Annotated in this window: 20 protein-coding genes, 3 tRNA genes and 1 pseudogene; 20 read left to right on the top strand and 4 right to left on the bottom strand. The window is 38.2% G+C overall.

Annotated elements, in window-relative coordinates:
- Window positions 1–289 precede the first annotated feature (289 nt).
- The gene (locus ORQ98_RS26165) at window positions 290–454 is read left to right on the top strand and encodes a hypothetical protein (protein ID WP_274691774.1); all 165 of its coding nucleotides are present in this window, start codon (window positions 290–292) and stop codon (window positions 452–454) included.
- A gap of 106 nt (window positions 455–560) precedes the next feature.
- On the opposite strand, the gene ORQ98_RS26160 is transcribed toward ORQ98_RS26165, so the two are convergent.
- Window positions 561–968 (bottom strand): hypothetical protein, encoded by a 408-nt coding sequence (locus ORQ98_RS26160; RefSeq protein ID WP_274691773.1) that lies wholly within the window; start codon window positions 966–968, stop codon window positions 561–563.
- Window positions 969–1,127: 159 nt separating this feature from the next.
- On the opposite strand from ORQ98_RS26160, the gene ORQ98_RS26155 reads away from it, so the two are divergent.
- The 3 genes from ORQ98_RS26155 (at window position 1,128) to ORQ98_RS26145 (ending at window position 3,588) form a co-directional block, all read left to right on the top strand.
- Window positions 1,128–1,511, top strand: coding sequence for a hypothetical protein (locus ORQ98_RS26155; protein WP_274691772.1), 384 nt, complete (start codon window positions 1,128–1,130; stop codon window positions 1,509–1,511).
- 329 nt (window positions 1,512–1,840) lie between these two features.
- Window positions 1,841–2,584, top strand: a complete 744-nt coding sequence (locus ORQ98_RS26150; protein WP_274691771.1) for a substrate-binding periplasmic protein — start codon at window positions 1,841–1,843, stop codon at window positions 2,582–2,584.
- 530 nt (window positions 2,585–3,114) lie between these two features.
- Window positions 3,115–3,588, top strand: coding sequence for a tail fiber domain-containing protein (locus ORQ98_RS26145; RefSeq protein ID WP_274691770.1), 474 nt, complete (start codon window positions 3,115–3,117; stop codon window positions 3,586–3,588).
- Window positions 3,589–3,650: 62 nt separating this feature from the next.
- Here the strand turns inward: ORQ98_RS26145 and ORQ98_RS26140 are convergent, their stop codons facing one another.
- Complete coding sequence (locus tag ORQ98_RS26140) at window positions 3,651–4,256, bottom strand: hypothetical protein (protein ID WP_274691769.1); 606 nt, start codon at window positions 4,254–4,256, stop codon at window positions 3,651–3,653.
- Between the two features lie 684 nt (window positions 4,257–4,940).
- Between ORQ98_RS26140 and ORQ98_RS26135 the strand changes: the two are divergent.
- The 9 genes and pseudogenes from ORQ98_RS26135 to ORQ98_RS26100 all read left to right on the top strand — a co-directional run.
- Window positions 4,941–5,012, top strand: a pseudogene (locus ORQ98_RS26135) (hypothetical protein); the annotation flags it as partial.
- A complete protein-coding gene (locus tag ORQ98_RS26130) occupies window positions 4,986–5,120 on the top strand; it encodes a phage major tail tube protein (protein ID WP_342455233.1) in 135 nt (44 codons plus the stop codon). The pseudogene ORQ98_RS26135 and the gene ORQ98_RS26130, both read left to right, overlap by 27 nt.
- A 74-nt stretch (window positions 5,121–5,194) precedes the next feature.
- A complete protein-coding gene (locus tag ORQ98_RS26125; RefSeq protein WP_274691768.1) occupies window positions 5,195–5,689 on the top strand; it encodes an RDD family protein in 495 nt (164 codons plus the stop codon).
- A 537-nt stretch (window positions 5,690–6,226) separates the two neighbouring features.
- Complete coding sequence (locus ORQ98_RS26120) at window positions 6,227–6,415, top strand: hypothetical protein (protein ID WP_274691767.1); 189 nt, start codon at window positions 6,227–6,229, stop codon at window positions 6,413–6,415.
- A 121-nt stretch (window positions 6,416–6,536) separates the two neighbouring features.
- Window positions 6,537–6,926: a DUF3574 domain-containing protein gene (locus tag ORQ98_RS26115; RefSeq protein ID WP_274691766.1), complete on the top strand. Its 390-nt coding sequence runs from the start codon at window positions 6,537–6,539 to the stop codon at window positions 6,924–6,926.
- Between the two features lie 1,815 nt (window positions 6,927–8,741).
- Window positions 8,742–10,256 carry an asparagine synthetase B family protein gene (locus ORQ98_RS26110; RefSeq protein ID WP_274691765.1) on the top strand — a complete coding sequence of 505 codons (1,515 nt, stop codon included), beginning with the start codon at window positions 8,742–8,744 and terminating at the stop codon, window positions 10,254–10,256.
- 264 nt (window positions 10,257–10,520) lie between these two features.
- A complete protein-coding gene (locus tag ORQ98_RS26105; RefSeq protein ID WP_274691764.1) occupies window positions 10,521–10,754 on the top strand; it encodes a hypothetical protein in 234 nt (77 codons plus the stop codon).
- Between the two features lie 114 nt (window positions 10,755–10,868).
- Window positions 10,869–11,243: a tail fiber domain-containing protein gene (locus tag ORQ98_RS29720; protein WP_425347719.1), complete on the top strand. Its 375-nt coding sequence runs from the start codon at window positions 10,869–10,871 to the stop codon at window positions 11,241–11,243.
- A gap of 522 nt (window positions 11,244–11,765) precedes the next feature.
- The gene (locus tag ORQ98_RS26100) at window positions 11,766–13,217 is read left to right on the top strand and encodes a phosphatidylserine decarboxylase (protein ID WP_274691763.1); all 1,452 of its coding nucleotides are present in this window, start codon (window positions 11,766–11,768) and stop codon (window positions 13,215–13,217) included.
- A gap of 218 nt (window positions 13,218–13,435) precedes the next feature.
- Here the strand turns inward: ORQ98_RS26100 and ORQ98_RS26095 are convergent, their stop codons facing one another.
- Complete coding sequence (locus ORQ98_RS26095; RefSeq protein ID WP_274691762.1) at window positions 13,436–14,278, bottom strand: hypothetical protein; 843 nt, start codon at window positions 14,276–14,278, stop codon at window positions 13,436–13,438.
- Window positions 14,279–15,021: 743 nt separating this feature from the next.
- On the opposite strand from ORQ98_RS26095, the gene ORQ98_RS26090 reads away from it, so the two are divergent.
- The 3 genes from ORQ98_RS26090 to ORQ98_RS26080 all read left to right on the top strand — a co-directional run bounded on the left by ORQ98_RS26090 (window position 15,022) and on the right by ORQ98_RS26080 (window position 17,558).
- The gene (locus tag ORQ98_RS26090; protein WP_274691761.1) at window positions 15,022–16,050 is read left to right on the top strand and encodes a DUF1176 domain-containing protein; all 1,029 of its coding nucleotides are present in this window, start codon (window positions 15,022–15,024) and stop codon (window positions 16,048–16,050) included.
- A 163-nt stretch (window positions 16,051–16,213) separates the two neighbouring features.
- A complete protein-coding gene (locus ORQ98_RS26085; protein ID WP_274691760.1) occupies window positions 16,214–16,816 on the top strand; it encodes a ricin-type beta-trefoil lectin domain protein in 603 nt (200 codons plus the stop codon).
- 565 nt (window positions 16,817–17,381) lie between these two features.
- Window positions 17,382–17,558: a hypothetical protein gene (locus ORQ98_RS26080; protein WP_274691759.1), complete on the top strand. Its 177-nt coding sequence runs from the start codon at window positions 17,382–17,384 to the stop codon at window positions 17,556–17,558.
- 148 nt (window positions 17,559–17,706) lie between these two features.
- Here the strand turns inward: ORQ98_RS26080 and ORQ98_RS26075 are convergent, their stop codons facing one another.
- Window positions 17,707–21,201: an indolepyruvate ferredoxin oxidoreductase family protein gene (locus ORQ98_RS26075; protein ID WP_274691758.1), complete on the bottom strand. Its 3,495-nt coding sequence runs from the start codon at window positions 21,199–21,201 to the stop codon at window positions 17,707–17,709.
- 642 nt (window positions 21,202–21,843) lie between these two features.
- Here ORQ98_RS26075 and gltX point away from each other — a divergent pair.
- The 4 genes from gltX (at window position 21,844) to ORQ98_RS26055 (ending at window position 23,837) form a co-directional block, all read left to right on the top strand.
- Window positions 21,844–23,322 carry a glutamate--tRNA ligase gene (gltX, locus tag ORQ98_RS26070; RefSeq protein ID WP_274691757.1) on the top strand — a complete coding sequence of 493 codons (1,479 nt, stop codon included), beginning with the start codon at window positions 21,844–21,846 and terminating at the stop codon, window positions 23,320–23,322.
- 228 nt (window positions 23,323–23,550) lie between these two features.
- Window positions 23,551–23,626 (top strand) — tRNA-Ala (locus tag ORQ98_RS26065).
- Window positions 23,627–23,639: 13 nt separating this feature from the next.
- Window positions 23,640–23,715, top strand: a tRNA-Glu gene (locus ORQ98_RS26060).
- Window positions 23,716–23,761: 46 nt separating this feature from the next.
- Window positions 23,762–23,837, top strand: a tRNA-Gly gene (locus ORQ98_RS26055).
- The last annotated feature ends 1 nt before the right edge of the window (window position 23,838 follow it).

Below are 23,838 nucleotides of genomic sequence, written 5' to 3'. Positions count from 1 at the left end.
ATTTATACCTTCTCAATCAAATTGCCATACTGTTCAAATATACAGCAGCTAATGGCTTAGGTATAGTGATAATTAGGCAATATTATGAATCGAGGAATACCTGAGAGAATATGACAAAGCACTAATATGGGCAGTCAATAGAAAATACTTTATCGAGATTTTTGGACTTAAATAGTTTTCGTATAAAGCTATTGCAGCTGGTGAATCGAATTGAGCTTTGATTGACTCCTAGATACTGTTTTATATGCATGAGCCCATGGATTGTTTAAGTGTTCGTGCTTAGGATGCGGTGATTGATGAGCGGTTAAAGAGCGAATTAAACCAATTAGGCCAGTGGTTACGCCAAGTTGAAACCATTGATAAACAGGGGTATCGTGGTGGTAAAGCGGGTGTCACCGACAATGCTTACCAACTTTACCATCGACTTAAAAAAGTCGGTTATGCTCGTCCCTAGGATCACAATTCTGAAATTCAATAAAAATCTGATGAATGCATAATGCCAAAACGGCGTCGCCGCCGTTGTACATTTTAGAAAGCTATAAATAGGTAGGGCAAGAGGCTTATAATTTTCTCGCAATGGTCATTTCTGCTTCGCTAGAATAATGTTCACCACTAGAAAGCGTATATTTACCACGACAAATTCTTTCTTTTTTGGTTGAAAAGCACTTTAGCTTTATTCTATTGGGTGAAGCTGTCCACATTGGGTCATCCTTTAACTGAGAAGCACAGTTTAAAAGTTCACTCGGTTTACCCGATTGGTCAAAGGTAATTTCGCATTCAAATTTAAATTGATTTTTAATGAATAAAAAATATTTATCTTTTTCTTGTCGGATAGTGACTTTTCTCAATGATGCGATGTCATTGTCATTTCCGTATAGCTTGGATGTCAGCCACAGTTGCTGTTCATTTGCACTAGTAACACCTGATAGTAAGAACACAGCTAATAATATGGGTAATTGGATTTTCATTTGTTCCTCTTATAGATCAAAGGCTTGATAAATAGTGGGCATGCCAGTTTATAGCCTACTAAGTACTTGAAAAGCAAGTTAGCTTGCTTTAGGTAACATATACCTATTTGTTGAGAATACACTCTTAATGTTAACCATGTCATTTATCGCAACAGCTTAATGCAGCAGGTCACGATTAATAAAAATACCTGTAATGAAATTGGCACTGGTATTCAGGTACGCAGCAACTGTAAAGACGATGATTTTTGTTTGACTGCGAATAAATTATGGGCAATTACTGTCTCTGAAATCGACCCAGAAGGGTTTTTATATCTTGAGGATAACTATCAGTTTGATCCCATGAGCGGCAAGCCATTAATGGAAGAGAGTGACATTGAAGAAATGGAGCCCGTTCAATGGATAGCGGCAGGTGTCATGCTGCATGGTGTACCAGGTGACAAACTGGCTAGTACCTTAATCACCTATAAAGAAAGCCTGATCAATGCTTATACCGAAACCATAGGTCTAGACTGCGATACTGTTGACAGTTTAATGAGCTTATAACGACGATGGCGTTCCATTCGAGGATCATCTAATTGATCGAAATGATCTAACACGGTACTATTTTTCACCAATGCTGCACTCTATATCAGTTGCTTTTTATCCTATTATACTGATTTTGTTGTATTTTTATATGCGATTGACCAGGGCTTTTTCTTTTCCAAAGCCAACATCAGCTTTATTAATATTGACTTGATAATTACAGAACAGTTCACAGTCCAATGATTCCTGAACTAAACCACTCAATGGGGTATTTGATAAGTCTTAAATCGCCATACCTTCTTACATGATCTAGACTTCGATTAGGAAAGAGTTGTGTCTAGGTCTGTTTTATGTTGAAAAGATGTACTCTATGGATAGCAGCAAGTTTGTTGCTTTGTTCTTTCATTATACATGCAGAGAAGCCACTTATAATAGCTGGTGATCACTGGCCACCTTTTACTTCAGGAAATCCTACCAAAGGCATTCTTTTTGAATTAAGTGAAGCTGCTTTTAAAACACAAGGTATTCCTATAAAAAAAATCATTCTTCCTTCTCAACGTACGAGACTACAGTTACTTGCAGGAAATGTAGATGCACTGAATCAGCACTGGTATAGCGACGAGCGTGCAGAGAAGATGTTTTATTCAAAACCATATCTATTCAACATAGTCCATTTTTTCGTAGGGACAGACAGCTCTGCTACATTTTCAAAGCTAGAAGATTTAAAAGGATTAAAAATTGCTACCATTAGGGGCTATTTCTATGGGAAAGTGTTTGCTAAAGCAAAAGATGACTTTTTATTAACGACTGAAACTGGCTCAATTGATGAGTCATTCCAAATGCTTAAGTTGAAAAGAGTCCATGTGGTTATTGCTGACAGGATCGCAGCACGTGTAGCTATGAAGGCTTTCAATATAACTGGAGTGAAAATGCTACCTAAACCGCTATTTACAGCAGGGGTTCACTTGGTAACAGATAAGAAGAACCCTAATGGACAGCAGATTGTTGACACTTTTAACCAAGGCATTGAAGCAATAAAAGCTAATGGTACTTATGGAAAAATTCTAGAAAGGTATGGCGTCAAGCTACAATAAAATCACCAAACTCATCGTTCACTGCTCAGACTCTCCGAATGACTGAGATATCCCTGCTAAAGGTATTCACCTATGTCACCTTGAACAAGGCTGGTCAGGAACTGATTACCATAAAGTAGTTAAGTGCGATGGTACTATTGAAAATGATCGGCCTGAATATTGGGTCAGTGCTCATGTTAAGGATCACAATAGCTATAGTTTACGTGTTTGTTTGGTAGGTAGAGATCAGTTTACTGATGCTTAGCTTGATAGCTTAGAAAAAGTGATTATTGACTGGAATATTAAATACCCAGATGCTGAAGCGGTAGGACATTGTGGCTTAGAATCTAAAAAGACTTGTCCTAACTTTGATGTAAAAAAATGGTGGAAAGTAGTTTTAGATAGTTAGTCTAAACTTAATGGTGTTAGAATGGTTGTATGAAATTAAAGCTTTGTTACAAACTGTTTCATAATTTACATATACTTTCAGTGTCGCATAGATTCATAATCCGCCAAAAATAATGACATGAATCAAGTACGGACTAACTATTATGAAAAAATTAACTATTACTATTATCTTAAGCTTTGTTTCCACTTTTTCTCATGCTTACCAAAATACACATGAGCACTGTAAAGACTTATCAGGTGATGATTATTGGGGTTGTAGATATGGTTATCAAAATGAATTTATTCGTTTCAGTGATCAAAATCTCAAGAAAAATTCTGTAAAGGTTTCTAATCCATTAGAAAAAGTTACTCTACTTAATGGGGTCACTTTCGAATGGAAAAGTCCTAGTGAAACCGATATCGAACACCTTCCCCAAGGAAAAGATATTGGTGTAATTGCACAGGATGTAGAAAAGGTATTTCCCGAGCTGGTCCATAATATCACTGTCACAAATAAAAATGCTACTGAAGCAACACTTAAACAAGTTAACTATGCAGGACTTGTTGGTGTTTTAATCGAAGCAGTGAAAGAACTGAAAAAAGAAAACGAAGCACTTCGTCAGCAGTTAGGCCTTTAAAGGCTAATGAAACTAACAATATCCTAAAGTTGAGCCAGGACTAATATTCCTGGCTTTTAGTCTTACTCTTCTAAAGCAAAACCTTCTGAAGTGTCAAATGGAACCCAATCAGCTCTTACGTCATTATTTAAACGTTGACGCAGCTGTGGAATACTAGTATCAAACTCAACTCGCGCCCTTGTGGAAGGCGTATTTTCTATATGTGGTACAATTTTAAGGTGGTCAACTATCTGTGGATTCGGCTCAGATATTGTAAATGTATTAATTGATGCTGGTGGTATGCTATTTGTATTATAAAATTGACCGCTCAACACTCCAGGTTGAGCAACTAATTGACTACTACTGTCTTCAGTTACAAATACATGCTTGTTACTGACTGACATTGGTTGAGGAACATAATTAGCTCCACAATACTGGCTAAGCTGGTCATAGCTTGATTGAGATGTTAGAAAAAAGCTAAAAGTGATATTTGAGTTGCCATTTACAGTAGTTTTATACCATTTCCCATTTATAGTCACATTCGTTCCATCTTGATGTTTTGCCATTGACCAGTTCTGCAAGTCAGTTAAATCAGAGCAAATAACTTTGGTTACTGCAGCTTGAGAGCTTGAAGAAGCCAAAAGTGCTACTGTAATAATGGCTGTAGATAGTTCCATACGTTTAAACATTATAAACCTCATAATTCTATTTGTTATTTGTTGGTTATAAGAGTGCTAAATATTTCAGCGCGTGTATAGTAACGATGGAACTGTGAAAGAAAAGTATTTATCAGTAAAGTTTTGTAACTTTTTAATAATAGTACTAAGGTCAACCAGTATATAAATACTGACGTACAAGTAGATATGCATTTCTATTAAGAATGATAAATCCATGAAATTAGAAGCTCTTTATCTTTTTGAAGAAGAGCTAGTAATAAATATAAATAGAGAAGGTTATTTACCCTATGGTAAGCTGAAAACCTTTAACTCATAAATTCTATGAACTTATCAATTATAAATAACTTAAGCCAGATTTTAGTTGCAGGGCTGGATAGCTTATTCACTTCAGACGAAGAATGCTTCGCATCAAAGCTAGAAGTGATTGTAAATGATTTGAGTTTTTCATTTAAACTTTTATAGAGTATTCATGACCTATTTTAGAAATATAGTAGTACACCATTGGAAAAGTAATATATTTTACTCTCGTTGAGTAATGGTATTTGAGATATTGTGTATTGAATGAGCTATTTAGAATCAATGAGCTCTACCGATTACTGGTTAATTTAATTCTCCCTGGCACTATCTATCAGGTAGATCATCAACGCACATGCGTTAGAGTACAAATCGATCGATTAACTTCACACAGTTAAAACCGAAGCGTTTCGAGGTGGTGGCATGGATGGAGTAACCCACCTGGATATGGGGATGGAAGCAATGGAGCTAAGTTTTACCATCAATAACAAGCTAATTTACGAAATCGATGTGGTTAACCATGTGCGTAAAATAGAAGGCACTGATCACATGCAAGCCATCCGTGAGTTGCTGGAGCTGTAGTAATAGTGCGTATTTTAAACAGGTTAGTTAAGTGGTAGTATTGGAGGTTGGAATTAACGAGTGGAGAAGTAACGTTGAGCAACCCTTATAAAGCCCCTGAGTCTCAAATTGGTGGTGATAATGGCTTTACTTATGTAGGTTTTTGGGCAAGGTCTGGTGCAGCAATAGTTGATACAATTATTATGCTATTAATTACCACTCCAATATTAATGTCTGTATATGGGAAAGATTATTATCTTTCAGAAGAGATGATTAACGGTCCACTAGACTTTCTATTAAGCTATGTATTTCCTGCAGTAGCTGTTATCCTATTTTGGGTATACAAATCTGCAACACCGGGGAAAATGGCTGTTAAAGCTAAAATAGTCAATGCAAAGACTGGTCAAAAGGCCTCTGTAGGTCAACTCATTGGACGTTATTTTGCTTATTATATTTCCCTCCTTCCATTAGGTTTAGGTATTTTTTGGGTGGCATGGGATAAGAAAAAACAAGGTTTTCATGACAAATTAGCTGGTACAGTCGTTATTCGCCCTGCTGATTTTGGTGAAGCAAAAGCAGAGTTCAATTAAACCAGCTTACTATTTACATTTTTATATAAAATGCCTCGTTTTTACGGGGTATTTTTTTATCTATAGCTATTGAAGTTAGCTTACCTGAGTTTGCCACTAAATCTCAGGTGACTGAAAATTATGACTACTAATCTACCGACAGGGTAGTTTATTATGCACGTCAACTACCAAATCACCATTCCGCACTACCCAGTCAACATCAAAAAAACTGTGTAACGACAGTGGCCAATGACAGTGGTTTGAAGCCTAAAATTGCAGGAGCATTTACCTCTATTGTCATTGGCCATATAGACTAGACTGAAGAATCAGATATTAATTTTTTAAGTCGTATTGCATTAGATCATGGAGCAACTGTTAAGCCAATAATGCAACATTTGGTGTTTGTAGAACGAGGGAAAACCAAAACTGTTACCGGTAAACAATTGTCACCAATAACAATGTCTAAAATTAATAAATGGAATTTAAAAGCTCTTTACAGACAATATTATAAAAGTGTTATAGCTAAGTATCATAATGCTGAAGGTTGTAAGACAGAGCATGTCAAGGTTGGTGATGGTAAGCCGATCTACACTATTAAAAATGGTATATCCAACTAGGGAAGCAGCCAAAGCCAGCACTAAAGCCAAGCTAAGTGGGGTAAATGATACAGAAGCCAGTTTAAGTATAAGTGTGATAGGTAACCCTGAGTTCATAGCTGAGAGGCCAGTGATTAAGGCCTGGTGTTGATGGGTGTTTTTGATGATACGTGCGGCAATCTTACAGAAAAATGCATAGCAAGGTAGTTAAACGGAACAAGCTTTTAGCTTGCCACTTATCGAGATGTTAGTTTCTAACCAGGGGAGGGACCATGAAAAAAAGACTGTATTACCTCTTAGTGTCAATAATAATTTTGGTCGGTACTTCAACTACCTACGCAGATGAGTTGTATAGGTTGAGAATGTTTTTTGGCTTATCTCTTCCTGATGGGGGCGGTGTGTCTTTAGAAGAGTGGCAGTCTTTTCAACAAGACGAAATAGTCAAGGTCTTCGACGGTTTTAATGTTGTGGATTCCGTTGGTTACTATAAAGGCAAACCCGAACGTTCTAAGGTAGTGACTGTCATAGTTGACTCCAAGGACATCACCAAAGCCAAGGAATTAGCGTCCCTATACGCACGGAAGTTTAAGCAAGACTCTGTAATGATTGTTCAAGTACCGGTCACAGAGTGGAGCTTTGTCGATCCTGATTATAAAAACTAAGCTAACAAGTGGATCAATGGGTCTTGCCAAACGCCCGCTCTATTAATTTTCTACTTCATTAGCCTACCACTACTTGCAGTGTCCTTGTAGGTAGTTTTACCTAGCGTCGATCCAGCGTTAGTGTTGTGGTCAAGTAAGGATGTACCAGATCAAGATATTGCAGCACTGCATGAAGCTTTTGACAAAGTAACTAAGTGAAAAGAGCAGTCTGACCGTACTTTATTAGATGAGGTTTACTCAAAATATGGCTTGAAATAAAGCAGCATAAAAACACACTAACTTCATCCGAGTACTTCAATAAAGTCTATTAATTCGTCCAGGTTTCAATTCTAGCGCTCTACTCATCCTTACAAGTACTATCTATCGTGGAACCCCAGAATGTCTGCAATACACACTTTGTAGTCCAGGATTCATCAGGGTGCAATAGCGATAATGGGTGCAGGATAAGTGGTCATTTATATCCTATCTGTAATCAGGTTAACTGAGCTTAGGGTTTGACTGGTATATGCATGCTTATACAATACTAAAATAGTTTTTTAACTTGTGTTGTAATAAAGTTTAAATAAAAAAATAGTGCACATTTAGTGGGCGTGACTATAACTTTCTCATGACTAACACTTTACAGGGGTGTTACGTTATAGTAACATTCGGGGTGTAACTTTAAGATAAGTATTTTTACACTGAGAAAAATCTATACCTTGTTCTTTAATACAAGTGATTTCATTCTTAGAGGGGACTGCTTAATTAGCCTTGATGATAATAGCTTGCTAAGCTTCTATATGGTAAATAAACTATCTAGGAAAAGGCTTTATCTTGTATTCTCTACTTTATTCATAAAGAATAAGTAGTTGGTGATTTTGTAATTAAATGTATTTTTATTTGGCTCTTCTGTTTGAGTTTCTAGTGCTTCGTAATTAATCAGTATTTTGGTGTCATAATCTACTTAAAAATACGGTGTAAGAAAATTTTATGCTACAGAGTTGCTCCTGGTCAAAAGAGCATACTTGATATATTTTTTGAGTGTATCTAACTAAGTGAGTATGGTTGAGTTGCATAATTTACATTATTATGACAATTGATGCGTTAGTGTTTGCTATTGTTAGATGGTACGAATAATTATTTTATTAGTTTAATGAGCCTTTGGAGATATGAGAGTTTTCACCCTATTGTAGGGTAGTCAACTTAGTGGTTAAGTTACTTTGTATGGCGAACACAACCAATAAAAAGGCTTAGAATGAGTGTAATTGAGCTATTTTTTATGTCGATGATTTCTGCATTGAGTTTATACCCGCCTGGAAGAAAATACTGAATGACAAAGGCATACGGTAAAAGCCCTAGTCTTAAAAACTATCGATCAGTGAAATAATTACTACTCTAGTTAGCTTTTATTATCCTCAATATAGAGCTTTTAAAGCATATTGTTCTGGATATATTAATAAATATTTTTACGGCTACTTTCCAGGTTTGCTTGGTTATTCGGAGCTTGTAGAGCAATAGAGGTATTTGCTGTTGCTAATATATTTTTTATTTATAATGACTGGTTTTAGCAAGTAAATAGGGCGTTTATTTTATAGGTTTGGCGCCAATAAAGTTTGTCAATATAAGGTGCTTAAGGAGATTGTAGCATCAGGAAAAATATTTAGTGATTGAGGCTATTTCTCTGAGAAAATTAATCGAAAAATTACATAAAAAAGTCTGCTCTTGATTCACGTTAATTTAAACCTTTTCTAAAGAGTATCTGTTTCAAAAGTAATGAGCTTGATGCAGTCACAGGTGCATTAAAAAATTACGTATGACTGAAAAGGAGTATAGGTTTTGCCATTGTTGGAAGTTCAGTTTAATGAAAGTAGTATCACAAAAATCCATGGGCCAGATTATTGGCAGCTTAATGAAAATTTCCCTGATTGGCAGAATTATGCTGGTTTTGTCAATGCTCGGTGGCAATTGTCTCGAAATCAACTGTCAGTCCAAGTTGATCCTCACGGTGTTACACAGTTATTTTACTATTTCCAGCAGGGACGATTACTAGTAAGTCGCTCTTTATTTGATATTCTGAAAAGGTTGCCAGAGCAGGAATTAGATATGGTAGCCATTGGTATTTTCTTACGCATGGGTACTTATGTAGGTAATGATACTCCGTTTAAAAATATTAAAGTGATGGGGCCTGGAGCTCATTTGCAATTAGTGAAAGGGCAGCTTCACTATAATGAGCAACGCTATTGGCAAAAAACTTCACAAAGTCTACCTGAGTCTGTTTTGCTAGATGAGTATATTGAACGTTTCCGTCATTCTATCGCTCAATTACAAAGCAGATATAGTGATAATCTAGTTGTACCTCTTAGTGGAGGTCGTGACTCAAGACATATTTTTTTGGAATTGTATCACCAAAAGCTTTTCCCTAAAAAAGTAATTACTTCTTACTTTGAAGATAATAATAACGATATTTCAGATGTGCAGTGTGCTGCTGCATTGGTTCAGCGGGCTGGTGTAGAACATGTGGTGGTAAAAAATAAGTCTAGCTGGATTTTGCGTGAAACATACAAAAATCATAGGACTAGTTTGGGAGCATTGATGCATGCATGGTATTCTTCTGTAGCTGGTCAGGTACAGAGTCCGGATGTATTACTGGATGGTCTGGGGGGAGATGTGATGTCAGAAAGCAAAGTGTTGTCTGAATCAGTAAATCAGGATTTTGCTCATGGCAATTGGGATAGACTAATTCATTATTATCTTGGCCATAAAAATGATGGTCGCTTGGACTTTTTGTCATCACCATGGCGTAAGCAAATGGCATTTGATCAGCTTGCTGAACGCTTGTTGCCAGAGCTTAAGTGTTACCAGTATTATAACGCACCGCAAAACGCCTTTGAATTTTATAATCGTGCCAGACGAAGTGTATCCCTCAGCTCACAACTTATGGTAAATACTTCGCGGGTATACTATCCATATTTACATATGCCTGTTTTTGAGTTATTAAGTAGCTTAAATTACCGACAGTTTCCTGAAAATAACTTCCATAGCTTAGCAATTGCTAGGGCTTATTCAGATTTTGCGGATATTCCTTATGGCTCTGGCTTTTGTAAGCCTGCAAAGGTAACAAGTAATTTGTGTTACCACTGGCGTCGTACATGCTATAACCAACAAAAAGCTTTGGGAATATTGAAAAGGTTAAAATTTCAGGAAGTACGCACAGCAGTTGATACAAAGAAAGTGGTTTCTCGATTATTAATAGATGTTGTAGCACCCTTCAAATCTAGATCTTATCATGACTGGTTAGGTAGTAATATTGTGTATATAGCGGACCTATTAAGGTGTAAATACATTAATTGATGTATTAAGTTCAATTTTCTTCTTTACTTGTGACTTAATTTTTTGGTGGCTCGAAATCAGTTTACTGATGCACAGTTTGACAGCTTATTATTGATTTAACGTTAGGATATAGCACCAAAAAACTACCATAAGAATGGTTTTTTATAGGTATTAATGCTCGACTTTTAGATACAGTTTGTTACAAAAATTCACTATACTTTGATTTCTCTTTAGAGTGATACTTTGTTGTAACATAAGGTATAAATAAAGTACGGGTGAACCAATATGAAAAAAATATGTATCATTGTAATACTGTATTTAATTTCAGCTGTTTCTCATGCATATAACCACAGTACATCAGGTGCTGAAACAACAATAAGCAAGATAGACTATGAAAATACCTTGGAAGGCAGTGGTAGTGAGAATAATAAGCCAATAAAAATCAATTATGCTGTGCTAACAGAAGAACAAAGAGAAACATTAAGAAAGTTTATATTAATTAACCTTCATTGGTTATAACGTTTTTCCGTTACTTGCTGTAACAGTAACACGAATCAAGTCAGCACCGATGAATTAAAATGAATAAAAGAGTAAGTGGACTCTTGATTTATTTTGCCCTTCATTTCACCCTCTGTGGTAGTCGATTGTAAGCGGGATCGGCATAGGATATGTATTTGGGAATATGCTCGGGGTGTTTGGAGTGATAACAGCCTAAAAAAGAATCTTTCTCCTCTCAATAATTCGTTGAAAAAAATAGAGCGCCTCAAAGGTATTAGCTTTGAGTGGAAAAGTGACATTGATGGGAAGAAAGATATTAGCGTAATTGCCCAAGATGTAGAAAAAGAGTTTCCTGAACTGGTTAATAATATCATTGCCTGCCTTTCTTGGCAGGCTCTTATTCTTTGCAAGCTGTCTATATCCTTAACACCCTCACTCTGCCTTTCTAGCTTTGAGCGATTGCTATTTGCAAAGCTGTGCATTCATGTGCTCTTCACGAACGACCATTAGGCCTTGTTACCGTCTTTTTTTTTACGCCAGTCATTTAGTCTATCTATGCTGATTGTGTATTCTAATGGTTTCTATCATTTGGTGATGTAGTGAAAGTTTGTGACATACTGGATACTGATCTCACATGATTGACTGAAGTGGATACTCTCGACTGATAATAGTGAAAATTAGAAAGTACTAATTAATTTGTGGGAAGTGACTTTGAAAGTAAGGGAGTCATTTATGAAAGCACTTGGTCATCTTAAGTTAGAATATAAATAGCCTAAACTATCAGTGCTTGATGTATTTACATTGACTGCTACATTACTAACTGCTTTGGTTAGCATATACACATATTATTTGTTATATTATTAGATGCCATTCGGTATATTATATTTATTTTAAATTAATATGTTGTTGTATTTTTCTTTCTTGAAAATTGTATATTAAAGAAGAAAATAATATTAAGCCTAATAAATTCTGGTATTACCTACACCTATGAAATAAAAAAGTAACCTATAGTAGATATAAGGAAATAACACTATGAGTAGCAAATTTCGAACTCACTCTCCTCGTCACCGTCTCGCTACTGCACAGGATCTTCAAAATGCTATAAAGCGCGGCCCGCTGGCTGAGACTGGAAAAGAACTGCCATGCCAACCACGGCCATTTTTAGCTGGATTACCTCCAGTTGGTTCCCTTTATGAGCCTCAGCAAGAGGCTACAAAACAGTTAAAGCATATTATTGAAACTAACTACTATGCTTCTTCTTTCGAAAATGCCATTAAAGAAGTGAGTAAGCAGCGTATTCCTGAACTTGAGAGTATAAAGACATTAGATCAGTTTTATTTTTATGTAGATGCGCTGGTTACCTGGATACCAGAAATACGAGTTTGGGATTGGTATGGTGAAGTTTTACATGAGCGTACAGTATATTTACGTATCACCCAGTTTTACTATTACTTTAATCAGCCTCAATTAGAGGCGTTACAAAGCCCAATTGAACCCCAGGAAGGAAAGGAGTTGTCCTCTATTTCTCTGTGGTTACGAAATTTTGCTGTAGAGTGGGGGGATTTTTTGAATACAGATGCTTCTTCAGAATATTTATCATCATTCAAATATGCTCCTGAATATGCATGGCAAGATTATCAAAAGCCACCAGAAGAGTACCCAAGTTTTAATGCATTTTTTGCTCGTCAATTTAAAGACATTAATGTCCAAAGGCCGGTGGCGCAACCCCATAATGATCAAGTTATTGTATTCCCTGCAGAGTCAACCTTTGTGGGGCAATGGGCAGTTAGCACTAAAGTTGGTCTTCCATTACCAGCACCACCCAGTATTGTTGTTAAAAACATTGAGTGGTCCATTCAAGAATTACTACAAGATAGTGCCTATGCCGATGCTTTTGAAGGTGGCATTTTCTGTCATAGTTTCTTGAATACATATGATTACCACAGGCTACATACTTCAGTAGCCGGCGAAGTATTAGAGGCTAAATTTATCCCAGGTCAGGTTTATTTAGAAGTTGAACTTACAGTAAATCCTGATGAGGAAGGTAATAAAGAGCCTGCTCGGGCAGTAATACCTAGGCGGCTCTTGGATGCTGAAGATAATACAGGTTATCAATTCGTTCAGTGTCGGGGATTGTTAGTATTGGAATCTGCAATTGGCAAGGTGGCTATTCTCCCTATGGGCATGGCTCAAGTGTCATCAGTGGTGTTTGTAACCCCAAAAGATGAAGGGCATCAGCCTATTATGCTAACGGAAGAAGAAAAAAGTGGTCTGGACTACGACCAGCAAGTGAAGATGCTAAATGAAAAAATCGCAGGCACCCTGAGGGGTAAAAAATTGAGCAAAGGTGAGATGTTCTCATACTTCCAGTTTGGAGGGTCTGATTGTGTAATGGTGTTTGAGCGTAAGGCAAATATCAATGTAACTGCTCAGCCAAATGTTCATTATCCAATTAGAAGTCAGTACGCTACTGCTAATTGTTAAGTTGGAATATAAACAGCGTGGGAGAAGATTACCACGCTGTTTTCAAAATAGCTTAATTAACTGTATTATTGACTTGCTAATTACTTTTCAAGCGAATCTAAACTAAAATCAGCTTCAACCAATGTCCATTATTCCTCATGCCCCTGAAAACAATGCTCTGTCATTTTTTTACAGCAAGTTTTTCTTGTATTTGTAATAATACTCGCTGACTGATTAAGCTACCTTAGCTTGCCTACTAAGTTTTTGTAATCTTCTTTAGGTAAGGCACCTTTGTTTAAAAGCTCTTCAATTTCACTGTTATAAAGTGTTTTAGGAATGCAGCCAAACTCAAATTTGAATAATAGGTTTACTTGCGATAAATAATTATGTGCTGTGGTAAAGTAAGCGATTAGCCCTGTTTCTTTTGCATCTAAGCCTTTAAATGCAAGAGGGCAGTCATCTAAAATTGTTTTATATTTTCTTCTATCACTGTGTTCGATAGCTGTTACTTCTTCAATTTTTTGTAAGTTACTTTCTACTTGTTCAAAGGCAGTAAAAAAACTTCTTTGGGATGGGTCTTCATTGGTGTTTAATTGCTTTAGATTGGTAATGGTTTCTTTGATAAGCTCATCTACAGCACCTTTTAAATTGATATCTATGCTTAAATCTCCAGCTTTGGAATGGGGGTAAAAAAGTTCATATAATGCTGTTTTTGAGTCAAAGTGTATATTTTCTATATTATCGAGATGCTTTTCAAACATTTCAAAGTGCTTAAAGTAGTTTGAAAATATACGTTGTTCCTCGATGATACGTATCTGTTCAGCTGATTGTATAGAACGGTGGTGTACAGCCATAATCCCTAGAGTAGGTATTAATAAACTAAGCACTCCTAACGGAACTTTAAAAGTGTCTATCAAATCAGTAAAACCCTGTGCAGTTGGAGTAAAAGATAAATTTTCGTTTAAATAGATGTTGATGGAGATTGTGAGAGCAATAATTATTATGATAAATGTTACAGCTTTAGTTGAAGTTTTAGCCATAAAGCTTTTGATTACAACTTGTTGGAGGTTAGAGGCCACCATGAATCCTTCACCCTAGTCACTTAATATTATGCAATAAAACTATAATAGATAGGTCTGGTTATTGTCGCCAATATGAAAAGCTAGCTTTGATTGTTATTAATAGTAAAAGAGCCACAACAACATTCATTTACATGATTGTATTGCTGTAAGGGATGGGCAGTTGGTGATTGCTATTAAAGTCTCTTGCAGCTCAATTGCTGCAAGGGGGGAATGCTATAACCAAAATATTATAGCGAATAGTGTGAAGGCTGCTTCTTAATTTTTCGCATATCTTACTGTTAGGGTAATTTCGTTTTGTTATTAGTAAACGGTAAAGCTAATTATCTATTTTTGCAAATATTTTATATTCTGCAACACCATAAATGACAATCTTAAACTTTTTATTTGGGCTGATGACTTCCCGTTTGGGCTTTGCTAATCCTTTTTTAGTTCACTTTAGGAAAAGTGTACCGCTAGCAAATATTATAATCAGCAAAGATAGAGTAATTATAACCTTTTTCATATTCCTGCCAATAAAGCTCTTATTTGTAACCAGTCGTTTTTAATCTCAGCAATTTTTAATGATTAGTAATAGATGTACATTACTGATAAAATTTACAAAGTTTATGCTCTTTTCTTGCATATTTTGTGCACAAGTTAGGCAGAGTAGTGATAGGTATATGTAACTAGTGAAGAGTGATCAAGAAAAGCGATAAGTTAAAGTGATTGGTTGACCCAGGTGTCATTTTTAGAAGGTGGATTTTATGTTGATTAAGTGCTGCTCGTATTGTGTGCTGGCAATGTTCAGTACCATAGGCTACTCCCTTGAAGGCATTACATTTGAACATAAGGACTGGTACTTAGCTTGTGATAACTCAGGAACATGTCGTGCAGCAGGGTATACGGCAGAAGGTGAAAGTCATCGTTCATCAATTGCAGTAATGTTGACGCGAGAGGCCGGCGAGGATGCACAAGTTAAAGGAAAGATTTTTATTGAGGAAAAGGCAGGTCATTTTGATTCGTTAACACTGACAATTAACAAGAAAAACTGGGGTGGTTTGGTGAGTGATGGTGCGTTGAGTCTGTCTCAAGTAAAAGCACTATTAGATGCTTTACCGAAGAAAAATGTTAACGTTGTATTTAACGACGGTAATACGACTTGGGAGCTATCAGACAAGGGGGCCAGTGCTATATTCAGAAAAATGGATGAGTTTCAACAGAGGCTAAACACACCTGGTGCTTTGGTTGTAAAAGGTAATCAAGCACAAAAACAGCTTTTAGCTCCTCAATCTATACCTCAGATAAAGTTTGCAAAAGTGCATGATGAGAAAACAACTGTAATTAGTTTAGATGATAATCGTTATCGTGAATTGCTAATAGAGTTAATAAAAAATACTGATAAAAAAGCATGTGAAGTAGAAAAGTATGTGGCGTATAAAGATGACTTTTTTTCAAAAATGGAATTTGCTGAGTTAAATGATAATCAAGCAATTGTAAAGATGCTTTGTTGGCACGGGGCATATAACTACGGTTATGGCGTATGGTTGATTAATACTAATAAACCGTATAACCCTAAATTGGTGACAGATTCAGCTACTTATTATCAAGCTGGGCGTGTTGGTCGGGCTCATAAAGGAAGAGGGCTTGGAGACTGTTTTGACCATGAGGAATGGGTGTTTGATGGCAGTGGCTTTCAGTTAGCGCAGGCTTTTGATACTGGTCTTTGTCGATCAGTAGCTGGAGGAGGAATTGACCCTATGTATACCTTTATTAGTAACATAATTAAAGATTGATAATTAAGTGCTGGACAAAAGTGGTTTGTAACTATGAAAAGTATGAAGTGATGACTAGTAACCAAAGGTAGGATAGTATGTCTGGCAATATTGACTCTAAAACTGGTATTGGTTGTTTTGTAGTCATTTGCAGAGAATGATTTCAGAAAATTAAGGTTTGTTTGTGATATACAAAAAATGTAGTCTTACCATTATTTTTGCTGTACTTAGCGGTTATTTTCCATTGGTAAATGCTTTACCAGATACAAGCGATCATATTTTATATCCTGTTGAGGAAGAGGGGGTTGACTTCCAAACTCAGCCTGTAGAGGTGTTTCCCCTCCAACCAAAATTTCAATCTGGTCTGCCAGTTCAGTTCACTCCTGATAGTGCCTATAGGCCTGTTACTGGTAATAATAATGGTGCATATAAAGTTATTGTGTCTTCCTTTGGCGGTTGTTTAACGATAAGTGGTGATAAAGTAATCATTAATAATCATGCTTATTGTGTAGAAGATGAAAGAAGTCTATGGTTGATGACTAAAAAAGGCGAGTTGCGATCTCAAATACTGCCAAGTTTATGCCTTGATGCAGGAAAATACTTTAAAATTGGCTCTACAGTTCAGTTGGCGGGTTGTTCTGGGTATACTCACCAGCAGTGGTTTTGGGATAGTGGTACTTTGCGTAATAAAGCAAACCCAAATTTTGCTTTGGAGTATAATGCTAATGACAGCCAATTGAAGTTAATGCCTTTAAGTGGATCAAGTGAACAGCAGTTTCATTGGTAGTCATTAATAACGTTGTGTGAGTGTGTCATTAATGCTGGCGCACTCTATTTTAGTAAAGATATTCATTGTGGAGAATAACTGGGGATGTATACCTTTATAAGTAAGGGATTATAGTTTTTTATGGCGTTGGGAAAAGTAAGCGACAAAATTAACAATAATAAGGTAGCAGGATTATATTTTTATTGTCTAATAGTGCATGTGTAATATTGTTACCTTATTTTGCGCCTATTTCACCAGAATTTGTTGATTACACATTTGGGCGAGAGTCGTTTACTAAATACTTTAATTACATATTCGTTAGTGGTTTATCGGGCTTATTTCTTATCTGTTATATCTATTAACTTGCTACTTTTGACTTTACCGTTGGGTAGAACTCTTTCCTAAAGCTGAGCATTGCTCATACCTTTATTAGTTATGAACTTCTCAATAAACAATAAACAAGCATGGTAGAATAGCTGACATAATATTCTAATGATTTATTAAACAAGTGTTTATTATAAATCATAGTGATTAAGGGTTGGTTTGATTAATTAGAATTCGTTATTGATTAGGTAGTTGTCAGAACATGCAGTTATTAGGTTTAGCATTTATTGCTGTTGCGCTTATAGGTTTTAACTTTGGTGATAACTATGCGATTGCTTTGTTAGTTATAGGCTGTATCACTACCTGCATGTATTTAATTGCTGATGGTAGAAAAGCAAGCGCCAGGGCTGAAGTAAACGAGTTTACCCTTGATGCTTAGCTAGCTTATTCCTGATCGAGCTAAGCCTGCATTATCAAGCAAGGAACAAGCAATAGGTAACAGTACATAAATAAATATACAAGTTTGCATGAAAACGCCCAGTTTTAAAGTTAAAGCTGGGCGTTTTCATTTGTAAGCAAGTTTTGAGTTACGGCTGAACAGTGATGAACTTCACGGGGCTAGCTTGAGTTCTAGAACGGAAATGCTTGAGTAGCTCTTCAAACTCTTGGTGCACTTGTTGATAGCTTTTTTCCTTTATATGACCAAAGCCTTTTATTTTACTGGGTAGTTTGGCTATTTGGATGGCTATGTCATAATTAAATAAATTGAGTTTTTCCAAAATCAGCTCAATATCTTCTTCATAATTGCTGATTAGCATTTTTTCGAGTTTTCGGTCAGCGGAGTAACCAAAGGGATCGAAGGGGGTATTACGTAGCCATTTGAGTTTCGCTAGCCCTTTCATTATGGGTTTTAGCCAAGGGCCAAACTGACGCTTTTCGGGCAGCCCAGTTGCAGGATTGCGTTTGCTTAGCAGGGGTGGGGCTAAATGAAATGCTACTTTGTAACTGCCTTCAAATTGCTGGTTGATTAATTCCCAAAAATAATTATCGCTATATAAACGCGCTACTTCATATTCATCTTTATACGCAAGTAGTTTCCCATAATTTTCAGCGACTGCTTTAGCTAATTGTTCTTGGCCTTGGCATTTTTTGTGTTCTTTGGCTGCAACTTTTTTAATGAGTTGCTGGTAACGATTAGCATACGCTGCATTTTGATAGGCTGTTAGTAGGGTTGTATATTGGTTAATAATGTCGTCTAGGCTTTTTTCATTGGTTTTTTTGATTGCTTGTTGTGGTGCTGAACTCACTTGCTGCTCTACTGCTGTTAAGTTTTCAGCTGCTTTACGTCCCCAAATAAAGGCAGCCTGATTAAAGCTAACAGCCACCCCATTTAACTCAATGGCTCGCATAATTGCTCGCTCAGGTAAGGGAATTAACCCTTGTTGCCAGGCATAACCAATCATAAATAGGTTGGTTGCGATGGCATCACCTAACAGGGCAGTTGCTAACTGTTGGGCGGCTACTGTGAAGTGCTGCTGGGTATACTGCGCTAATGTGGCTAGCATTGCTTGGTTGGGAAACGCTAAGTCAGGGTTTCTGGCAAAAGTACCTGGCATGGATTGCTGAGTATTGACCACAGCATGGGTGAGGGTTGCTGACAACTTATCTAATGCATCATCACTGTTGGCGACCATAAGATCGCAGGCCAGCAGCAGGTTGACGCTATTCGTGGGGATTCGGGCGGTGGCTAGGGATTGTTGTTCATCAGCAATGCGGACATGGCTGGTCACTGCGCCAAACTTCTGTGCCAACCCTGTTTGATCAAGGGTGGTAACTCCTTTGCCTGCAATATGGGCTGCCATGGCTAAAATGGCACTGATAGTGACTACACCAGTACCACCCACCCCAGTAATTAAAATATTATAGGGCACTTTGCTGCTGGGTAGTTTAGGCTGGCTATTGGGTAAATCTGGTTGTAAGTCGGCTTTTTTTTGTCGGATCCGTCCACCAATAATGCTGACAAAACTGGGGCAAAACCCTTTACTGCATGTGTAGTCTTTATTACAGGCAGATTGGTCTATCATTCGTTTTCTGCCAAACACTGTTTCTTTTGGCACAATGGAAAGACAGTTGGATTGCTCACTGCAATCTCCACAGCCTTCACAAACCTCGGGGTTAATCATTAAACGGTGGGGTGGGTCGATAAATTCTTTGCGCTTACGTCGGCGGCGTTTTTCCGCGGCACAGGTTTGTTGATAAATTAATACACTGGTCCCTGCGTATTCTCTTAGCTGTTTTTGTAGTTCATCTAATTCATCTCGATGATGAAGGGTGGCATTGGGAGCAAAGCCTTGTTGGATATTTATTTGATTGGGATTATCGCTAACGACAACAACTTTTCTTACCCCTTCAGCGTATACTTGTTGGGTAATTTGTTGTATTGACAATTGACCATCGACTGATTGACCGCCAGTCATTGCCACAGCGTCGTTATATAGAATTTTAAAGGTAATGTTCACTTTAGCGGCTACACAAGCCCGGATAGCTAAAATACCCGAGTGAAAATAGGTGCCATCCCCTAAATTTTGAAAAACATGTTTGGTATTAGAAAAAGGGGCTTGGCCAATCCAGGTGACTCCTTCCCCACCCATTTGGGTAAAAGTGTCTGTGTTTCGGTCCATCCAGGTCACCATATAATGACAACCAATGCCAGCCATTGCCCGACTTCCTTCAGGCACTTTCGTTGAAGAGTTATGAGGGCAGCCAGAACAGAAGTGGGGGGTACGACTAAGTCGTTGTTTAGGTTCGGCTAATGCCTGTTGCTTTTCATTCAGCTGCTTAAGTTGTTGTTCAATATTTAATGATTGTCTAAGTAGGGGAGATGAAATATCAGTTAACAGCTGTTGTGCTAATACTTGGGTAATTTGACTAACACTAAGCTCTAACGTTGAAGGCAATAATGGAGGTTGCTCAGGATTAGCTTTACCAATAATTGTCGGTCTGGCTTTGTCAGGCAACTCATACAACAATTGTTTAATTTGGTTTTCTAACAGCGGACGTTTTTCTTCGATAATAATCAATTTATTTAGCCCACTGGCAAATTGCTTAATCTGCATTGGCTCTAAAGGCCATACGACAGCCGCTTTATAGATAGTCAAACCGATTTGCTTGGCTATAGATTCAGTAATACCTAAATCGGATAAAGCCTGGATAACATCAAGATAAGACTTTCCAGCAGTAATAATCCCTATTTTGCTAGTGCTTGTGCGCCAAATAGGGCGATCTAGCTGATTAGCCCTTACAAAAGCTTGCGCAGCTGGCAGCTTAAATTGATGTAAACGGGATTCTTGTTCAGGTGGTGGATCTGGCCAGCGAATATTTAAACCACCTGCTGGTAACGTAAAGTCAGTGGGTAGCATTATTTGAAAATTATTCAGGCCAATATCGACTCGCATGCTGGAGTCCATTACTTCGCCTAAACATTTAAAACCAACCCAGCAGCCACTATAGCGAGAGAGTGCCCAGCCGTATAAACCATATTCAATGATTTCTTGAGCATTAGCTGGGTAAAGTACTGGCATCATTGCATCTATAAAGGCGTAATCACTTTGATGGGGAAGGGTGGAAGATTTACAAGCATGATCATCACCCGCTACAGCGAGGACGCCACCATACTGGCTGGAACCTGCTGCATTAGCGTGTTTGAATACATCTCCCGTACGGTCAACGCCGGGGCCTTTACCATACCAAAGACCAAACACTCCTTGATAGCGTGCGTCTGGAAAGAGTTGGGGTTGTTGAGAGCCCCATACAGCCGTGGCGCCTAAGTCTTCGTTAATGCCAGGAATAAATTCAATCTTATGCTCGGCTAAGTGGTCCTTTGCTTCCCATAAGGCTTTATCAAAGCTGCCAAGAGGGGATCCACGATAGCCTGAAATAAAGCCGGCTGTATTTAGCCCGTGCTGTTTATCTAGTTGGGCTTGCATTAATGGAAGGCGGGTTAGGGCTTGAATGCCCGTTAATAATACTATTCCTTGCTGTTGCTTATATTTATCATCAAGGCTAACCGCTGCGAGTGCCATGGTTGACTCCTATTCATAAGGCTGCTGCAGAACAGTTACCGCTATACCTTTCGTTTTGAGTATATATACTCTGTTACAAACAACCTTTTATAATCTGGTACAAGTTGAGCTGGCTTAATTGCTATTTTTCTTGTTGTTTTGCGTGATAATTAATCAAGGATTGGACAAGATTATTCGAAAGGAGGCGGCTTGGTTTGACATTGTTTTTTGTTGAAAGAGAAGGCTGAAAGCTAATCTAAAACAGATACTTGTTAAGTAGCACATTGTTATTATCCTCATATGCAGGATCACTGCATTATTCTTTTATCTTGTTATACCCTTCACATTGGGTTTATTAGCCGCAACATCCGCTTTGTTCGGCATACTCAGAATGCAGTTAATCGGTAGATTGTTGGGCATTCTTTTATTTTTGTGTTTAATTGTTTGTTTTAACTTATTTTTTCAACCGTTTCCCTTGTGAGGAGTGGTTGCAAAATGAACTACAGGCTAACCAATAAGTAAAAGTACTGTCAATATATCTTGTAGTCTTATAATTCCCAATTCTGAAAATACTCCAGTATCGTCAAAGACTAGTGATATCACCTAACTGCTCGTATAATTCACAACCCTAGACATAAACCAACACTTATTTAGAAAATACTTATGACTGTTCGCACAAGAATTGCGCCTTCACCGACGGGTGACCCTCATGTAGGTACTGCTTACATAGCCTTATTTAATCTGTGCTTTGCACGTCAACACGGTGGTCAGTTTATTTTACGTATCGAAGATACTGACCAGGCTCGGAGTACTGATGCATCTGAACGGATGATTTTGGAGTCATTAAAGTGGTTGGGGTTAGAGTGGGATGAAGGCCCTGATGTGGGTGGTGAGTTTGGTCCTTACCGGCAAAGTGAGCGGGGAGATATTTATCGTCAGTATGCCGAACAGTTAGTCAAACAGGGCGATGCCTTTTACTGCTTTGCTACGCCAGAAGAACTGGATGAAATGCGCAAAGAGCAAATGGCCCGCAAAGAAACCCCTAAGTACGATGGCCGTGGCCTAGCCCTATCTGAAGAAGAAGTACAACGGCGTCTGGCGGCTGGTGAGCCTCATGTGATTCGGATGAAAGTGCCGGCAGAAGGTGTTTGCGTTGTTGATGATAGGCTGCGGGGCAAAATCGAAATTGAATGGTCCCAGGTGGATATGCAGATCTTGCTGAAACAAGATGGCATGCCTACCTATCACTTGGCTAATGTGGTGGATGACCACTTAATGGGTATTACTCATGTGATTCGTGGTGAAGAGTGGATTAACTCGGCACCTAAACATCAGTTGTTGTATCAGTATTTTGATTGGGAAATGCCGCAGCTGTGTCATATGCCACTGTTACGCAACCCAGACAAAAGCAAATTAAGTAAGCGGAAAAACCCCACCAGTATTAACTATTATGAGCGCATGGGTTTTATGCCAGAAGCGCTATTGAACTATTTGGGCCGGATGGGCTGGTCGATGCCTGATGAGAGAGAGCAGTTCTCTCTGCAGGAAATGATCGAGCACTTTGATATACAGCGTGTGTCGCTGGGTGGGCCGATTTTTGACCAGGAAAAACTCAGCTGGTTGAATGGTCAGTGGTTGCGTAAATTAACTGCGGATGAATTTGCAGAGCGGATGCAGCAGTGGGCTGTTAATGAAAGCTACTTAAAGCCAATTATTCCGCTAATCCAAAGTCGAGTTGAAACTTTTTCTGATGCACTACCATTGGCGGGCTTCTTTTTAGCTGGCATGCTGAAAATTGACGAGGTGGATTTTAGTCATAAGAAATTAGACTTAGATAACAGTCGAAAAATACTACAGTTTACGACTTGGACTGTGGAACAGCTGCAAGATTGGAATAAGGATGCCATTTATCAGGCACTGAGCCAGTTAGCCAAGAAGATGGATGTGAAGTTTAAAGAGTTCCTGTTCCCAATCTTTGTCGCGATTACTGGCTCAGGCTCGTCAGTGTCGGTACTGGATGCAATGGCATTACTCGGGCCAGATCTCTCCCGCGCTAGATTACGCTATGGAGCAGAAGTATTGGGTGGTATGTCGAAGAAAGAAGCGAAACGTTGGGAGAAGGAGTTTCGTCAGTTTAATTAGTGTGACTAAACCCAAGTCTGGTTGAAACCAGCCTTGGGTTAATCATCCCTAGCCCTAAAGAATTTGTAGATAAATGCTTGACACAAAAGACATTGCTACATAGAATGCGCACCACATTTCGGGGCTGAGCCAAGCGCGAAAGCACTGAAATAAAGGTTTGAGAAGTGAAAAGCCTAGATGTAAAACAGGTGTATATTCCACGGTTTTACATAAGGCGACGCGAAGCTTGGGGCCATAGCTCAGCTGGGAGAGCGCTACAATGGCATTGTAGAGGTCGGCGGTTCGATCCCGCCTGGCTCCACCAAGTTTTAAAATGCGTCCCCTTCGTCTAGTGGCCTAGGACACCGCCCTTTCACGGCGGTAACAGGGGTTCGAGTCCCCTAGGGGACGCCACTATTGAGTTAAAGTGATGCTAGACTAATAGATCACTTTAACATTTGCGGGAATAGCTCAGTTGGTAGAGCACAACCTTGCCAAGGTTGGGGTCGCGAGTTCGAGTCTCGTTTCCCGCTCCAA

This window comes from Spartinivicinus poritis (genome assembly GCF_028858535.1).
Taxonomy (GTDB): Bacteria; Pseudomonadota; Gammaproteobacteria; order Pseudomonadales; family Zooshikellaceae; genus Spartinivicinus; species Spartinivicinus poritis.
The sequence above is the reverse complement of the archived record's forward strand: the minus strand, read 5'-3'. Positions and strand labels throughout refer to the sequence as shown.

Coding starts and splice junctions, on each gene's coding strand:
- ORQ98_RS26150 (WP_274691771.1), top strand. CDS start 1,841: ATGTTGAAAAGATGTACTCTATGGATAGCAGCAAGTTTGTTGCTTTGT.
- ORQ98_RS26090 (WP_274691761.1), top strand. CDS start 15,022: ATGTTGATTAAGTGCTGCTCGTATTGTGTGCTGGCAATGTTCAGTACC.
- ORQ98_RS26155 (WP_274691772.1), top strand. CDS start 1,128: ATGCAGCAGGTCACGATTAATAAAAATACCTGTAATGAAATTGGCACT.
- ORQ98_RS26105 (WP_274691764.1), top strand. CDS start 10,521: ATGAAAAAAATATGTATCATTGTAATACTGTATTTAATTTCAGCTGTT.
- ORQ98_RS26100 (WP_274691763.1), top strand. CDS start 11,766: ATGAGTAGCAAATTTCGAACTCACTCTCCTCGTCACCGTCTCGCTACT.
- ORQ98_RS26115 (WP_274691766.1), top strand. CDS start 6,537: ATGAAAAAAAGACTGTATTACCTCTTAGTGTCAATAATAATTTTGGTC.
- ORQ98_RS26145 (WP_274691770.1), top strand. CDS start 3,115: ATGAAAAAATTAACTATTACTATTATCTTAAGCTTTGTTTCCACTTTT.
- gltX (WP_274691757.1), top strand. CDS start 21,844: ATGACTGTTCGCACAAGAATTGCGCCTTCACCGACGGGTGACCCTCAT.
- ORQ98_RS26130 (WP_342455233.1), top strand. CDS start 4,986: ATGGGGATGGAAGCAATGGAGCTAAGTTTTACCATCAATAACAAGCTA.
- ORQ98_RS26160 (WP_274691773.1), bottom strand. CDS start 968: ATGAAAATCCAATTACCCATATTATTAGCTGTGTTCTTACTATCAGGT.
- ORQ98_RS26095 (WP_274691762.1), bottom strand. CDS start 14,278: ATGGTGGCCTCTAACCTCCAACAAGTTGTAATCAAAAGCTTTATGGCT.
- ORQ98_RS26120 (WP_274691767.1), top strand. CDS start 6,227: ATGTCAAGGTTGGTGATGGTAAGCCGATCTACACTATTAAAAATGGTA.
- ORQ98_RS26080 (WP_274691759.1), top strand. CDS start 17,382: ATGCAGTTATTAGGTTTAGCATTTATTGCTGTTGCGCTTATAGGTTTT.
- ORQ98_RS26140 (WP_274691769.1), bottom strand. CDS start 4,256: ATGTTTAAACGTATGGAACTATCTACAGCCATTATTACAGTAGCACTT.
- ORQ98_RS26075 (WP_274691758.1), bottom strand. CDS start 21,201: ATGGCACTCGCAGCGGTTAGCCTTGATGATAAATATAAGCAACAGCAA.